The following is a 13,223-nucleotide window of genomic DNA, read 5'->3' as shown; positions in this document are numbered from 1 at the left end:
GCTAGCCGGCGGGCTGGTCGAGCCAGCCGCGCGGCGATGCGCCGAGCTTGCGGCTGAAGGCGCGCGACAGCGCCGAGGCGTTGGCGTAGCCCAGCTCGGCGGCGATGACCTTGACTGGCCGGCCCTGGCGCAGCCGGGCCTGGGCCAGGGCCAGGCGCCAGTCCGCCAGGTAGTCGGCGGGCGGTTGGCCGACCGCATCGCGGAACGCGGCGGCGAAGGCGCTGCGCGACATGCCGGCTTCCTGCGCCAGCGCGGCCAGGGTCCAGGACGCGCCCGGCGCCTGGTGCATGGCGACCAGCGCGCGCGCCAGCCGGGGATCGGCCAGGCCCGCCATCAGGCCGGCCTGGATGCCGGCCTCGTCGGGGTGGTCGACCAGCCAGCGCAACAGTTGGATCAGCACGACTTCAAACAGCTTGTCGGCCAGCAGGCGCTGGCCGCAACGCACCGATTCGGTCTCGGCGAACAGCAATGCCAATGACTGTTCCAGCCCGTTGATCCGCGCCAGCGGCAGCGCGATCAGGGGCGGCAGCGCGCGCACCAGCGGATTGCGCGCGCCGCCATCGAAATCCAGCGTGGCGCAGGTGAAGTCGCTGCCGTCGCGCGGCGGGTTGTGGAAGTCGTGCCGCACGGGCCGGGGGTAGAACAGCAAGGTCGGTTCATCCAGCGCCAGGCGGCGCGGCAGGTCCTGACCCGCCGGATGGCGGACCTCCATCCGGCCGCGCCGCAGCACGTGCAGGAATCCGCGTCCGTCCTCGGGCGGGAAGCGGGTCAGCCCGCACATCGGGCCGCTGTGGAACAGGCGCGCGCGGGCGCGGAACTGTTCCAGGAGGGCGGACAGGCGGTCGACGGGTTGCGGCATGGTGCTTGGACGAATGGGTATGTTTGATGGACGTAAGGTATCCAATGATACTGCCGCAAAGGGAATACTGGATGCCAGGCGACGGACCCTTCCGGTCAGCGCCGCGATGCCCTCCCACTTTCAAAGGAAACCATCATGTCCCGTGTACCCCTGCTCGACACCGCCACCGCTCCGGCCGCCAGCCAGGATCTGCTGCGCCAGATCCACGGGGCGTTCGGCGCCACCCCCAATATGTTCCGCGCGGTGGCCAATTCGCCCGCGGCCCTGGCCAGCATGTGGGCCGCCTTCGGCGCGCTCGGCGGCGGCACGCTGTCGCCGCAGCTCGGCGAGAAGATCGCCGTGGCGGTAGCCGACAGCAACCGCTGCGAATATTGCCTGGCCGCGCACACCGCGCTCGGCCGCAAGGCCGGCGCCAGCGCCGAGCAGATGGCCGCCGCCCAGGCCGGACAGGCCGACGATCCGCGCACCGCGGCGGCGCTGGCGTTCGCGCTCAAGCTGGTGCGCGGCCGCGGCCAGGTCAATGATGCCGACGTCGTCGCTTTGCGCCAGGCGGGCTTCGACGACGGCGAGATCGTGGAACTGCTGGCGCATGTGGCGCTGAACCTGTTCACCAACTACGTCAACGTCGCCTTCGACGTGCCGGTGGATTTTCCCAAGGTGGCGCTGCGCGCCGCCTGAGGCGGGCCGCTTCAGCCAGCCTGGCGGATGGTGAAGTTGATCCGCACGCTGCCCAGCGTGGGATGGGGGCGGTCCTTGAGCGGCAGCACGCCGTGATAGCGCAGCCGGTCGACGCCGCCCCACACCACCACGTCGCCATGGAACAGCGGCACGTGCACGGCGCGATCGCCGCGCGCGTGGCCGCCGAACAGGAACACCGCCGGCATGCCGAGCGACACCGAGACGATGGGGGCGCCGTAGTCGCGCTCGTCCTTGTCCTGGTGCAGCGACAGCCGCGATCCCGGTTGATAGCGATTGACCAGGCAGGCGTCCGGCGCGAAGCCGGGAAAGCCCGCCGCCAGCGCGGCCGCGCGCGCCAGCGTGTCGAAGGCCTCGGGCATGGCGGGCCAGGGCAATCCCGACAGCGGATCCTCGCGCGTATAGCGGTAACCGTGTTCGTCGCTGGTCCAGCCATGGCGGCCGCAGTTGGTCAGCGCCACCGACATGGGCAGGCCGCCGGGGGTGACCATGTGGCGAAAGGGCGCCTGGCGGCGCACCGTGTCGACGCCGGCCAGCAGCGCCCGCGCCGCCGGCAGCGCGTAGCCGCGCAGCACCATCGACTGCGCGCCGATGCGCTCGAGGCCGGTCTGCGCGATCTCTTCGTCGTCAAACAGGTTCAGGCTGGTTCCCATGTCAGGTCGCGTCGTGGAAGATCACGCCGAGCGTGTGGCGCCGGCCGCCGCGCAAGGCGCTGACGCCGTGGCGCATGGCCACGCGTCGCCAGCCGCGCGCGCCGGCCACGGGTCGCTGGTTGACGGTGAACACCAGCGCATCGCCCTGGCGCAGCGGCAATACCTCGGCGCGTTGGCCGGCGCTGTCGGTTTCGGTCATGACGAATTCGCCGCCGGTGAAGTCTTCGTCCGGCCGCGACAGCAGCACCGCGACCTGCAAGGGGAACACATGTTCGCCATACAGGTCCTGGTGCAGGCAGTTGTAGTCGCCGGCTCCGTACCGAAGAATCAGCGGCGTGGGCCGGCGCTGGCCCGCCTGGTGGCAACGCGCCAGGAAGGCGGCATGCTCGGCCGGATATTGCACCGCGATGCCCATCTGCCGGTTCCAGCGGTTGGCGATCGGCGCCAGCCGCGGATACAGCGCGGTGCGCAAATTGTGCAGCAGGCGCGGCAAGGGATAGGCAAAGTATTTGTACTCGCCGCGGCCGAAACCGTGGCGGCTCATGACGATGCGGCTGCGGTAGCGGTGCTCGTCGTCGTAGCCGGCCGCCAGCGCCTGGCATTGCGCGGGCGTGAGCAGGCCGGCGACCACGGCGTGGCCGCGCGCGTCCAGGTCGGCGGCGATGCGGGTCCAGTCCAGGGTGTCGAGCTTGCTCATGGGAAAAGCGGGGCGGGAAGTCGGTGGATATCCAGTCTACCGCCGGCGCGGCCGGCGTGAACTCCGTAATTTGCTCCGCCGCCCGCGTCGTGGCCTGTCCGGCAACCTGCGTGTTGGCTTGGACGGCCGCTTGCGGCCGGACTACAGCAGCGACTCGATCGGCAGCAGCGACACGAACCAGACCGAGAACCGCTGCCAGGCGGTGGTGCCGGGCTCGGTGTCGTGCCGGATCGTGCGGCCTTCGCGCTGCTCCAGCCAGTAGAGCCGGTCCTGGTCGTCCAGGCAGACACGATAGGCATTGCGCGGGATGTCCTGGTCGAAGGCCGTGGCGATGTGCCGCGCCAAGGTCGGGCTGTCGATGACGAAGCCCAGTTCGGTGTTCAGGCGGGCCGAGCGCGGATCGAAATTGAACGACCCGACGAATACGCCGCGCCCGTCCACCGCGAAGGTCTTGGCGTGCAGGCTGGAACCGGAGCTGCCGAACGGTCCCAGGCTCTTGTTGCGCCCGATCTCGCCCGCCTGCCGCTTCATCTCGAACAGCTCGACCCCGGCCGCCAGCAGCTCGCGGCGGCGCGTGGCGTAGCCGGAATGCACCACCGCCACGTCGGTGGCCTCCAGCGCGTTGGTCAGGACCCGCACCTTGACCCCGCGCCGCGCCATCGCCGCGAAGGCGGCGGTGCCGCTGGCGGTGGGCACGAAGTAGGGCGATACCAATTCCACGTCGGTGGCGGGCGTGCCGATGATGTCGTGCAACTGGTGCGACAGCATGGCGTCGGCCGGCGCGGTGCCGAGGGTCTTGCGCGGATCGTCGCTCACCATGCGGGTCGGGGCCCATTCCAGGGCCAGCTCGCCGCGCAACAGCTGCTGGATGAAGGGCAGCTGGCGCATGGCTTCGGCGTAGGCCGCCGCCGCGGGCGACTGCTCGACGGCGGCCGCCCGCCGGGCCAGCGCAGCGAGCTGGTCAGGGCCGGCGGGCTTGAGCAGGCCGACCACGGGATAGGCCGACTGGCTGGCCCAATAGCGGTCGAAGTCGCTTGAGACGTCCTGCACCACGGGGCCCACGGCCAGCACGTCCAGGTCGGAGAACAGCACGCCTTCGGCCGCGCCGAAATACTCGTCGCCGATGTTGCGGCCGCCGACGATGGTGGCCTGGTTGTCGGCGGTGAAGGACTTGTTGTGCATGCGCCGGTTCAGGCGGCGGAAGTCGGTCAGGTAACCGATGGCTTTGGGCCAGCGTACCGCGAAGGGGTTGTACAGCCGCACCTCGATGTTCGGGTGCGCGTCCATGGCCGCCAGCACCGTGTCCAGTCCGGAGGTGCCGTTGTCGTCCAGCAGCAGGCGCACCCGCACGCCGCGGTCGGCCGCCGCGTGCAGGGCTTCCATCAGCATGGTGCCGGTCATGTCGTCGTGCCAGATGTAGTACTGCACATCCAGGCTGCGTTGCGCGGTGCGCGCCAGCATCATGCGCGCGGCGAACGCGTCGTGGGCGTCGGCCAGCGCGTGGATGCCGGACTTGCCGGGGTGTTCGGCCGCCAGCGGCGTAATGGCCCGGCCCAGCGGCGTGTCGCGCGCCACGTCCGGCGCCAGCGCCTGGGTCGGGTTGGTCGTCGCCCGGGGCGGCAGCCCGCAGCCGGTGAGAATGCCAAGGCACAGAGCGGTCATGGACAGGAAACGGAGGGTAGGCATGGGCCGTATTGTGCCGAATTGTCGCCATGGCCGTCGAAGGGCTCGGCTGCGTCGCAGGCAGGAACGCATTCGCGTGGCCCGCCAGCGGGCACCGTTGATGTATTTCCATATATGGGATAAATTCCCGAATATGGAAAATTCATTCGCTCCCGAAGCCGACCTGGACCAACGCCTGGCCGATCGCCTGAAAACGCTGCGTGTCGAACGCGGCTGGTCGCTGGACGAACTGGCCGGGCGCGCCGGCGTCAGCCGCGCCACGCTGTCGCGCCTGGAAAATGCCGAGGTCAGTCCCACCGCCAGCGTGCTGGGCAAGCTGTGCGGGGCCTACGGCATGACGATGTCGCGCCTGATGCGCATGGTCGAAGACGACTTCACCCCGCTCGTGCCGAGCGCGGCGCAGGCGCTGTGGGTCGATGGCGGCACGGGCTTCCGGCGCCGCTCGGTCTCGCCGCCCTCGCAGAAGCTGGCCGGCGAAGTGCTGGCCTGCGAACTCCCCGCGGCCACCCACATTGCCTACGAGCATTCGCCGCGCGCCGGACTTGAACATCATCTGGTCATGCTGGAAGGCGAACTGTCGGTCCGCGTCGACGGCCAGTCCCATACTTTGGCGCGCGGCGATTGCCTGCGATACCAGCTTTACGGCGCCAGCGCCTTCGATACCCCGCCGCACAGCGGCGCCCGCTACCTGCTGTTCATCATCTGAGTCCGCCATGTCTCCCTGCCTGCCTGCCTTGACCTCCCTGTCCGCCGACCAGGCGCGCGATCGCTTGCCCGAGCTGGGCGCGCTCTTGCATGCCTGTGTGCAGGACGGCGCCAGCATCAGTTTCGTGCTGCCGTATTCGATCGACGAGGCGCAGGCCTTCTGGCGCGACAAGGTGCTGCCGCCGCTGGCGGCCGGCCGCCTGGCCTTGCTGGTGGCGTGGCAGGACGGCCGTATCGCCGGTTCGGTGCAGCTCGATTGCGACACGCCGCCGAACCAGCCGCATCGCGCCGAGATCCGCAAGCTGATGGTGCATCCCGATTTCCGGCGCCAGGGCATTGCGCGGGCGCTGATGCGGGCGGCGGAGGCCGCGGCCGTGGCGGCCGGGCGCAGCCTGATCACGCTGGATACGCGGACCGGCGACAATGCCGAGCCGCTCTACGCCTCGCTGGGTTATCACACCGTGGGGGTGATTCCGGGATTCGCCCGCGACGCGCGCGATCCGTCCAGGCTGGACGGCACGACCATCATGTACAAGGCGCTCTAGGAGGGCCCGGAGACGGCCGGGCGGGCAAGGCCGTTCAGGCAAGCGGCTTCAGTCCCACGCTGTAGGGCGGGGCATTGCCGCGCGCGGCGGCCTTGATCTTCAGCATCGAGCCGCCCGGCGTGAATTCGAACTCCTGGAACGGCACTTCGAACCACTGGTGGAAGCTGGTGCGCGAGAATTCCGGCACCCAGACCTTGGGGCGCTTGGCATCGCAGTGGAATTCCACCAGCGTGCGATCGATGCCCAGCGGCCGGGTGTTGCCGATGCGGTAGCTGGCGCGCAGTTCGGCGCTCTCGGTGCGGCCGGGCTGCCAGGTCAGTCCGATGGACACCATGAATTGTTCGATCGCTTCAATGCCGCGATACATAGCTGACTCCGAATGCTGCCAGGCGCGGGCGCCGGCGGGAAACCGCCGCCCGTGGGCGGGAAATAGGCGGATTATCCGCCATTCCCCGTTTTCCTGCGCGGCGCCGGCTCGCCGCGTCAGCCTGGCGACGCCGGCGCGGCGACGAAGTTCAGGATGGCGGCGGCCACCGCCTGCGGCGCCTCGCGCTGCGGGAAATGCCCCACGCCATCGAGCACCCGGCGTTCGTAGCGGCCGCTGAAGTAATGCGCCTTGCCTTCGGACGTGGCGGGTTGGTTGCAGGTGTCGGCGCCGCCATGCAGCACCAGGGTCGGCACGGCCAGCCGCGGCGCCGGCGTGAGCCGCGCGCCATCCTGCGCATAGGCTGGGTCGCCGGCTTCCAGGCCCCAGCGGTGGCGATAGGAGTGCAACACCACCGCCGCCCAGTCGGGGTTGTCGAACGCCTGCGCGGCCTCGGCGAATTCCTGCTCGGTGTACCAGCCAGGCGGCGACCAGGTGTCCCACAGGTAGCGGGTGAAGCCGCGCGCGTCGTCGCGCACGGCGGCGGCGCCGCGCGGGGTGGCCATGAACCAGTGGTACCAGTAGCTGCGCGCCTGGGGCAGCGGCAGGGCCTGCGCGGGATCGTTGGTGCCGTAGCCAACCGACAGCAGCACCAGCCGCGCGGCGACGCCCGCGTCCAGGCCGCAGGCGTTGGCGGCGGCACGCGCGCCCCAGTCGTGGCCCACCAGCAGCGGTTGCTCCAACCCCAGGGCGGCGATGAAGTCCAGCAGGTCGCGGCCCAGCGCCGCCAGTTCGCCGCTGCGCGGCGTGGCCGGGTCCAGGAAGCGGGTCGGGCCGAACCCGCGCAGCGCCGGGCACAGCACCCGGTAGCCTTCGGCGGCCAGGCGTTGCGCTACCGGGCCCCAGCCGGCCGGGCTGTCGGGCCAACCATGCAGCAGCACCGCGCTGCGGCGGCCGGCGGGATTCCATTCGAGATAAGCGATTTCGAGCAGGGGAGTGTGGATCGTGGAGTAAGAGGGCATGGCGCCGTGTCCGGGGATGTCGGGAGTTCCACGATAGCGGCACGGGTAATCATGATTGGTGAATAATCCGGGTTTATTATCAAAGAATCGTGTATTGATTCCGCTCCATGGACACCCTCCCGACTTCCCCCGGCGCCGTGCTGGACCTGACACTGCTGCGCACCTTTCTCGAGGTCGTGGACCACGGCGGTTTCGCGCTGGCGGCGGACGCGCTGGCGCTGACGCCATCGGCGGTCAGCGGCCACATCAAGCGCCTTGAATCGGCCGCCGGGGCCGTCCTGCTGGCACGCACCACGCGCAGTTTCGAACTGACCGCCGCCGGTGAAACGCTGTACGCCTACGCGCGCAACATCGTCGAGCTCGAGCGCGAGGCCCGCGCCCGGCTGAGCGGCGCGGGCCTGAAGGGCCGCTTGCGCATCGGTTCCTCGGAAGACTTCGCCGGCGCCTGGCTCGCCGAGGTATTGCAGGCATTCCATCGCGCGCATCCGGGGGCGTCCATCGAGCTGAAGGTGGGCGTGACGGCGGATCTGCTGCGCCAGCAGGCGCGCGGCAAGCTCGACGTGGTCTTCGGCAAGCAGTGCTCGCGCGTGCGCGACGAGGGCGAACTGCTGTGGGAAGAGGAACTGGTGTGGGCCTGGGGCGAAGACAAGGCCTGGCTTCCCGGCGAACGCGTGCCGCTGGCGGTGTTCCCCGAACCCTGCGTCTACCGCGAAGCCGCGATCGCGGCGCTGGGCAAGGCGCGGCGGGCGTGGTCGCCGGCATTCGAAAGCGGCAGCATGGCCGGTTGCCTGGCGGCCGCGCAGGCCGGTTTCGCGGTGGCCCCGGTGGCGCGCAGCCAGCTGCGGCCCGGGCTGCGGGCGCTGTCGCGCGAAGAAGGCATGCCGGCGCTGCCGAATGCGCGCTTCTATGCCTTCGCGCGTTCGGCCGAGCCGGTGGCGCGGGCGCTGGTGGCGGCGGTGCGGCAGACCGGCCAGCGGCGCCGCTTCGCCGGCTGAGCCACGGCCTTGCGTTCCCTCAATCGCCCTGATTGAGTAAACCAAATGGACGCGCGCCATCGCGCCCAGCAATATGAGCCCCATGTCTTATATAAGACCGGCGCAACCGCCGCCGGTCTGGGCATTTGACTCAAAGGAATCATCATGGCGAATCTTCTGCTTGCATTGGTCACCGCTGAACTCTCCCTTTTCGGCGTCGATGCCGCCGCTCCCGCCGTCGTGCCGGCGGCCGATGCCGCGCCGGCCGACAGCGCGCCGAGCTTTGACAGCGAACACTACCGCAGCGCGCTGGGCTGATATCCGGGCCCGGCCGCCGGGGACGGGGCGCCGCGACCGCCCCGTCCGGCAAACCCGTAGAAATAGGCAGGTTTCACGCAAGAACGAGCCTGTTCGGCCCGATGCGCGATTCCTACACTTCCTCTCACGCTTGGGGGCGATGTATTCCGCGTGAATCGGTGGCCGCCAGCGGGCCGCCGGCGTGTTGCCGGCCGCCGCAAGCAGAGGGAGATCGCATGAGCACCGAAAAAATCTGGTTTGTGACGGGCGCCTCCGGCGGGCTGGGCCTGGCGCTGGTCCGGATGCTGCTCGACCAGGGCCACAAGGTCGCGGCCACGTCGCGCGACGTCGATGCGCTGATGGACGCGGTGGGCGCCAAGCTTGAAGGCCGCTTCCTGCCGCTGGAAGTGAACCTGGCCGACGAGGGCAATGTGCGCCGCGCGGTGGACACCACCGTGGCAGCGTTCGGCCGCATCGACGTGGTGGTCAACAACGCCGGCCATGGCCTGGCCGGCGCGCTGGAGACCCTGTCGGACGCCGAGCTGCGCGACAGCTTCGACATCAATGTCTTCGGCGTGCTGAACGTGGTGCGCGCGGTGATGCCGCGGCTGCGGGCGCAGCGCGGCGGCCATGTGTTCAACATCTCGTCGATCCTGGGGTTCGATGGCGGCAGCGCGGGCTGGGGCGCCTACAGCGCCGCCAAGTTCGCCGTCAGCGGATTGAGCGAAACGCTGGCCCTGGAAGCCGCGCCGCACGGCGTGCGCGTGTCGCTGGTCTACCCCGGCGCGATGCGGGCGCGGGCGGAGGGGGCGCATCCCGAGGCCGGCGCCGGCCTGGGGCATCCCGCCGCCGGCGACCCGTCCAAGGCGGCGCGCGCCTTGATCCAGGCGGCGCAGGCGCAGTACGCCCCGCTGCATCTGTTCCTGGGGCGCGACGCCTTCGACCAGGCGCGCGGCAAGATCCAGTCGGTGCAGCAGGAGCTGGCGCGCTGGCGCGAGATGTCCGTGTCGATCGGCTTCGTCGACGAACGGCGCCTGGCCGCCTGACGCCCGGCCAGGGCGCCTACCCGGCCAGGCCCTGCGCCACCTGGTAGGCGCCCAGCAGCGCCAGGCTGACCATGAAGCACTGCTTGAAGGCGCGCGCCGACAGCCGGCCGCGCAGCCACTGGCCCAGGGCCATGCCGGCCAGGGCCGGCAACAGCATCAACACCGAGGCGCCCGCGGCGCCTGGCGTATAGCTGCCGTTCAGCCACAGGCCCGCCGCCAGGGCGACGGTGGACACTGTGAACGAGATGCCCATCGCCTGGATCAGGCCGTCCTTGTCCAGGTTCAACGCTTGCAGGTAGGGCACGGCGGGAATCACGAACACGCCGGTAGCCGCGGTGATGAGGCCGGTGATCGTGCCCACCACGGCGCCCAGCGCGCCCTCGTGCCGCGCAGGCACCGCGGGCGGCGTGCCGAACAGCCCCCAGGCCGCATACGCCACCAGGGCGACGCCCAGGCACACGCTGGCCCAATGGCCGGCGGGGGCGCCGAACCATGCGGCGCCGGCCAGGGTGCCGGCGCAGACGCCCGCCTGCAGGGTGGCGATGCGGCGAAATAGCCGCATCAACGTCGGCCACGGCCGCGCCTGCCACAGGTTGGTGATGAGCGACGGCACGATCAGCAGCGCGGCGGCCTGCGCGGGCGCCATGATCAGCGCCAGCATGGCCATGGAAATGGTCGGCAGGCCCAGGCCGACCACGCCCTTGACCACGCCGGCCAGCACGAATACCGCGGCGGTCGCGGCCAGCAACGCGGGCGTGCCCGCGCCCAGCAGGTCGTTGGCGCTCATGCGGCCTCGCAGTGCGCGGTCAGCGCGTCGCGCGGCCGGCCGAACAAGGCGTAGGCGACGTCGTCGCCCGCGCCCTGGCCGGCTGCGCGCAGCAGCCATTGGCGGCCTTCGCAGAGGTCGGCGGGCTGCCCGGCGCCGTACAGGGCCGGACCGCCGATCAATGCAATGCCGAGCATGCGCTGGGCCGGTGCGTGGCCTTCGCGCGCCGCCGCCCGCAACCAGGCCAGCATGGCGGGGTAGTCGCCCTGGGTCTGGGCCTCCAGCGCCAGCGCATACTTCTGCACCGGCGTGGCATAGGCCGACAGGGCATTGTTGGCTTCGGCCCGGCCTGAGGAGTGCAGCGCCAGCGCCGCGAGCAGCGCCGCGCACCAGGCGCTGGCCGCGCGGCCGGTGATGGCATGTGTCATTGGAAAACCCCCGTTTTCGATGATGGATGGCGCCATTCTGCGCCCGTGGCGCGGCGTCTCCCTATCGGGATCTGGCGTAGGCAGCCTATGGAAGCGCCTGAGCCTGGCGTGCTACGCTTTTTGCCATGCGCTTCGACCTTACCGATCTGCGGCTCTTCCTCAATGTGCAGGAAACCGGTTCCATCACCGCCGGCGCGCGGCGTTCGCACATGACGCTGGCGTCGGCCAGCGAGCGTATCCGCGGCATGGAGGAAACGCTGGGCGTGCCGCTGCTGCTGCGCGAGCACCGCGGCGTGCAGGCCACGCCGGCGGGGCGCACGCTGGCGCATCACGCGCGCCTGGTGCTGGCGCAGATGGACCGGATGCGCGGCGAGCTGGATCATTACGGGCAGGGGCTCAAGGGCCATGTGCGGGTGCTGTGCAACACCACCGCCCTCAGCGAATATCTGCCGGCCGTGCTGGGCGACTTCCTCAAGGATCACCCGCGCGTGTCGGTGGATCTGCAAGAGCGCCTCAGCTACGAAATCGCCGACGCCCTGCGCGCCGGCACCTGCGACATCGGCGTGCTGGCCGATTCGACCGACCTGCAGGGCCTGCAGGTGGCGCGTTTTCGCCATGATCCGCTGGCGCTGGTGGTGCCGCCGGACCATCGCCTGGCGGGCCGCGAGACGGCGCTGCTGGCAGACGTCGCGGACGAGGAATTCGTCGGCCTGGTCGAGGGCAGCGCCTTGCAGGAACACATCGCCCACCACGCGCGCCGCGGCGGCAAGGTACTGTCGTACCGGGTGCGCCTGCGCAGTTTCGATGCGGTCTGCCGCCTGGTGGGCCAGGGCGTGGGCATCGCCATCATGCCGCGCGTCGCCGCCGTGCGCCATGGCCGCGCGGCGGGCGTGCGGCGCCTCGCGCTGGCGGACGACTGGGCCAGGCGCGACCTGGTGCTGTGCGTGCGCGGCGAACTGCCGGCCTACGCCCAGCAACTGGTCGCCTACGCGCTGCGCGACGCGCCGCGGTCGTAGCCTGCGCGGCTCAGCGTTGGGACAGCACGCCAGGCCGGCGCAGATGGCCGCGTTCGAACCACGACCCCGATGCCACGGCGGCCAGGATCACCAGCCCGTACACCGCCATGGCCAGCGCCGCGACCGCGAAGAACCCCGCGAGCGACCCTGTCAGGCGCAGCACCGCGCCGCCCAGGCCGATTGCGATGGCCAGGCGCAGCACGCCGGCCCACAGCGGCCACTTCAAGCGTCCCGCGCCCTGCGAGGCGAAATACATCGAAAAGCCCAGCGCGAAGAAGCCGTAGACCGGACCCACGATACGCAGGTACGCGGCGCCCGCGGCCAGCATATGGTCCTGCGCGCCGAACAGGCGCAGCCACGCTTCCGGAAAGAGCGCCGCCGCCAGGCCGATGACCTCGGCCAGCGCGAACGCCATGGCGCCGCCGGTCAGCGCGATGCGCAGCGCCCGTTCCGGCTGGCCGGCGCCGATGTTGGCGCCGACCATCGCCACCATCGGCGCGCCCAGGCCGAACGCCAGCGGAATCATCAGGTATTCCAGCCGTACCGCGATGCCGTAGCCGGCCACCGCCGCGGTGCCGGCGTGGGCGCCGACCAGCGCCACCGTCAATGCCACCAAGCCGTTGGTGAGCAAGGGGTTGAGCGTGGCCAGCGCGCCCACCCGCAGAATGCTGCGCATCAGGCTCAGGTGCAGGCGGCTGCGCGTCAGCCGCGCGGCATTGCGGCCGCTCAGGCAATAGCCGCCCAGCACCAAGGTGCCCGCCGCGTAGTACGTGACCAATGCCCAGCCGCCTCCCGCCACCCCCAGCGCCGGAAACGGTCCCCAGCCGAAGATCAGGCAGGGCGACAGCGGTACCAGCAGCGCCGCGCCGCCGCAGATCACCGCGCCCGGCACCAGCATGTTGCCGGTGCCGCGGATGACGCTGGCAAAGGCGTTCATCAGCCACATCAGCACGATGCCGCCAAAGATGACGTTGGAGTAGGCCAGCGCCGCGTCCAGCGTTGCGCCATCGGCGCCCAGGGCGCGGTACAACTGCGGCCCGAACGCCAGTAGCAGCGCGCAGAATACGATTCCGAGCGCGGCGTTCAGGACGACCGCGTGCAGCACCAGCTGGTCGGCCTCCCGTTGCCGTCCCGCGCCCAGGGTACGGGCGACGGCCGCCGAAATGCCGCCGCCCATCGCGCCCTGGGACATGTTCTGCATCAGCATCAGTACCGGCACCACCAGCGCCACGCCGGCCAGCACCGGCGTTCCCAGGCGCGCCAGGAACCAGGTTTCGATCAGGCCGGTGGCGGACTGCGCCAGCATCATCAGGATATTGGGCCAGGCCAGCCGGGCCAGCGTGGGCGCGATCGGCGCGTGCAGCATCGCCTGCAGGCGCGCGTTGGCGGGGCGAGGCGTGGCGGCGGAAGTGGCGGACATGATCTGGCGGCCGGAGGGAAGGGTGCGTAAAATTTACGTGCATATGCCAATA

At 70.6% G+C, this 13,223-nt stretch carries 16 protein-coding genes; 7 read left to right on the top strand and 9 right to left on the bottom strand.

The features are described from left to right. Nucleotide 1 precedes the first annotated feature (1 nt). On the bottom strand, nt 2-859 hold the full coding sequence (locus ACUTAG_RS08915) for an AraC family transcriptional regulator (protein WP_047991735.1): 858 nt from the start codon (nt 857-859) through the stop codon (nt 2-4). Between the two features lie 135 nt (nt 860-994). Here ACUTAG_RS08915 and ACUTAG_RS08910 point away from each other — a divergent pair, with 135 nt between their 5' ends. Further along, a complete protein-coding gene (locus ACUTAG_RS08910) occupies nt 995-1,537 on the top strand; it encodes a carboxymuconolactone decarboxylase family protein (protein WP_006387415.1) in 543 nt (180 codons plus the stop codon). An 11-nt stretch (nt 1,538-1,548) separates the two neighbouring features. Here ACUTAG_RS08910 and alkB read toward each other — a convergent pair whose 3' ends face one another. The 3 genes from alkB to ACUTAG_RS08895 all read right to left on the bottom strand — a co-directional run bounded on the left by alkB (nt 1,549) and on the right by ACUTAG_RS08895 (nt 4,591). Beyond that, a complete protein-coding gene (gene alkB, locus ACUTAG_RS08905; RefSeq protein WP_148317004.1) occupies nt 1,549-2,208 on the bottom strand; it encodes a DNA oxidative demethylase AlkB in 660 nt (219 codons plus the stop codon). 1 nt (nt 2,209) lies between these two features. After that, nucleotides 2,210-2,905: a 2OG-Fe(II) oxygenase gene (locus tag ACUTAG_RS08900; protein ID WP_006387417.1), complete on the bottom strand. Its 696-nt coding sequence runs from the start codon at nt 2,903-2,905 to the stop codon at nt 2,210-2,212. 141 nt (nt 2,906-3,046) lie between these two features. Then, nucleotides 3,047-4,591, bottom strand: a complete 1,545-nt coding sequence (locus tag ACUTAG_RS08895) for a phospholipase D family protein (RefSeq protein ID WP_054473072.1) — start codon at nt 4,589-4,591, stop codon at nt 3,047-3,049. Between the two features lie 130 nt (nt 4,592-4,721). Here ACUTAG_RS08895 and ACUTAG_RS08890 point away from each other — a divergent pair, with 130 nt between their 5' ends. Beyond that, the gene (locus ACUTAG_RS08890; protein ID WP_035183043.1) at nt 4,722-5,294 is read left to right on the top strand and encodes a helix-turn-helix domain-containing protein; all 573 of its coding nucleotides are present in this window, start codon (nt 4,722-4,724) and stop codon (nt 5,292-5,294) included. Between the two features lie 7 nt (nt 5,295-5,301). Then, complete coding sequence (locus ACUTAG_RS08885) at nt 5,302-5,838, top strand: GNAT family N-acetyltransferase (RefSeq protein WP_047991731.1); 537 nt, start codon at nt 5,302-5,304, stop codon at nt 5,836-5,838. Nucleotides 5,839-5,872: 34 nt separating this feature from the next. Here ACUTAG_RS08885 and ACUTAG_RS08880 read toward each other — a convergent pair whose 3' ends face one another. Continuing rightward, nucleotides 5,873-6,205 (bottom strand): hypothetical protein, encoded by a 333-nt coding sequence (locus ACUTAG_RS08880; protein WP_148317002.1) that lies wholly within the window; start codon nt 6,203-6,205, stop codon nt 5,873-5,875. Between the two features lie 116 nt (nt 6,206-6,321). Next, nucleotides 6,322-7,224 carry an alpha/beta fold hydrolase gene (locus tag ACUTAG_RS08875; protein WP_148317000.1) on the bottom strand — a complete coding sequence of 301 codons (903 nt, stop codon included), beginning with the start codon at nt 7,222-7,224 and terminating at the stop codon, nt 6,322-6,324. 107 nt (nt 7,225-7,331) lie between these two features. On the opposite strand from ACUTAG_RS08875, the gene ACUTAG_RS08870 reads away from it, so the two are divergent. From ACUTAG_RS08870 to ACUTAG_RS08860, 3 genes are all read left to right on the top strand, one after another. Next, the gene (locus ACUTAG_RS08870) at nt 7,332-8,219 is read left to right on the top strand and encodes a LysR family transcriptional regulator (RefSeq protein ID WP_024070255.1); all 888 of its coding nucleotides are present in this window, start codon (nt 7,332-7,334) and stop codon (nt 8,217-8,219) included. A 144-nt stretch (nt 8,220-8,363) separates the two neighbouring features. After that, on the top strand, nt 8,364-8,516 hold the full coding sequence (locus ACUTAG_RS08865) for a hypothetical protein (RefSeq protein WP_024070254.1): 153 nt from the start codon (nt 8,364-8,366) through the stop codon (nt 8,514-8,516). A gap of 215 nt (nt 8,517-8,731) precedes the next feature. Beyond that, nucleotides 8,732-9,541 carry an SDR family oxidoreductase gene (locus ACUTAG_RS08860; RefSeq protein WP_020926565.1) on the top strand — a complete coding sequence of 270 codons (810 nt, stop codon included), beginning with the start codon at nt 8,732-8,734 and terminating at the stop codon, nt 9,539-9,541. Nucleotides 9,542-9,557: 16 nt separating this feature from the next. Here the strand turns inward: ACUTAG_RS08860 and ACUTAG_RS08855 are convergent, their stop codons facing one another. Together ACUTAG_RS08855 and ACUTAG_RS08850 are read right to left on the bottom strand one after the other, a co-directional pair. Next, nucleotides 9,558-10,328 (bottom strand): sulfite exporter TauE/SafE family protein, encoded by a 771-nt coding sequence (locus ACUTAG_RS08855; protein WP_148316998.1) that lies wholly within the window; start codon nt 10,326-10,328, stop codon nt 9,558-9,560. Continuing rightward, a complete protein-coding gene (locus tag ACUTAG_RS08850) occupies nt 10,325-10,735 on the bottom strand; it encodes a hypothetical protein (RefSeq protein ID WP_024070251.1) in 411 nt (136 codons plus the stop codon). The genes ACUTAG_RS08855 and ACUTAG_RS08850 overlap by 4 nt, the downstream gene beginning before the upstream one ends. A gap of 125 nt (nt 10,736-10,860) precedes the next feature. Between ACUTAG_RS08850 and ACUTAG_RS08845 the strand changes: the two genes are divergently transcribed. Further along, the gene (locus ACUTAG_RS08845; RefSeq protein ID WP_006387427.1) at nt 10,861-11,751 is read left to right on the top strand and encodes a LysR substrate-binding domain-containing protein; all 891 of its coding nucleotides are present in this window, start codon (nt 10,861-10,863) and stop codon (nt 11,749-11,751) included. Between the two features lie 10 nt (nt 11,752-11,761). On the opposite strand, the gene ACUTAG_RS08840 is transcribed toward ACUTAG_RS08845, so the two are convergent. Further along, entirely contained in the window at nt 11,762-13,171 is a 1,410-nt protein-coding gene (locus ACUTAG_RS08840; protein WP_026384157.1) for an MATE family efflux transporter, read from the bottom strand. Nucleotides 13,172-13,223 lie beyond the last annotated feature (52 nt).

It is taken from the genome of Achromobacter sp. CSND-B12 (genome assembly GCF_052906545.1).
Note: the sequence above shows the minus strand (reverse complement) of the source record. Positions and strands in the feature narration are given on the sequence as shown.

Coding starts and splice junctions, on each gene's coding strand:
- ACUTAG_RS08915 (WP_047991735.1), bottom strand. CDS start 859: ATGCCGCAACCCGTCGACCGCCTGTCCGCCCTCCTGGAACAGTTCCGC.
- ACUTAG_RS08910 (WP_006387415.1), top strand. CDS start 995: ATGTCCCGTGTACCCCTGCTCGACACCGCCACCGCTCCGGCCGCCAGC.
- alkB (WP_148317004.1), bottom strand. CDS start 2,208: ATGGGAACCAGCCTGAACCTGTTTGACGACGAAGAGATCGCGCAGACC.
- ACUTAG_RS08900 (WP_006387417.1), bottom strand. CDS start 2,905: ATGAGCAAGCTCGACACCCTGGACTGGACCCGCATCGCCGCCGACCTG.
- ACUTAG_RS08895 (WP_054473072.1), bottom strand. CDS start 4,591: ATGCCTACCCTCCGTTTCCTGTCCATGACCGCTCTGTGCCTTGGCATT.
- ACUTAG_RS08890 (WP_035183043.1), top strand. CDS start 4,722: ATGGAAAATTCATTCGCTCCCGAAGCCGACCTGGACCAACGCCTGGCC.
- ACUTAG_RS08885 (WP_047991731.1), top strand. CDS start 5,302: ATGTCTCCCTGCCTGCCTGCCTTGACCTCCCTGTCCGCCGACCAGGCG.
- ACUTAG_RS08880 (WP_148317002.1), bottom strand. CDS start 6,205: ATGTATCGCGGCATTGAAGCGATCGAACAATTCATGGTGTCCATCGGA.
- ACUTAG_RS08875 (WP_148317000.1), bottom strand. CDS start 7,224: ATGCCCTCTTACTCCACGATCCACACTCCCCTGCTCGAAATCGCTTAT.
- ACUTAG_RS08870 (WP_024070255.1), top strand. CDS start 7,332: ATGGACACCCTCCCGACTTCCCCCGGCGCCGTGCTGGACCTGACACTG.
- ACUTAG_RS08865 (WP_024070254.1), top strand. CDS start 8,364: ATGGCGAATCTTCTGCTTGCATTGGTCACCGCTGAACTCTCCCTTTTC.
- ACUTAG_RS08860 (WP_020926565.1), top strand. CDS start 8,732: ATGAGCACCGAAAAAATCTGGTTTGTGACGGGCGCCTCCGGCGGGCTG.
- ACUTAG_RS08855 (WP_148316998.1), bottom strand. CDS start 10,328: ATGAGCGCCAACGACCTGCTGGGCGCGGGCACGCCCGCGTTGCTGGCC.
- ACUTAG_RS08850 (WP_024070251.1), bottom strand. CDS start 10,735: ATGACACATGCCATCACCGGCCGCGCGGCCAGCGCCTGGTGCGCGGCG.
- ACUTAG_RS08845 (WP_006387427.1), top strand. CDS start 10,861: ATGCGCTTCGACCTTACCGATCTGCGGCTCTTCCTCAATGTGCAGGAA.
- ACUTAG_RS08840 (WP_026384157.1), bottom strand. CDS start 13,171: ATGTCCGCCACTTCCGCCGCCACGCCTCGCCCCGCCAACGCGCGCCTG.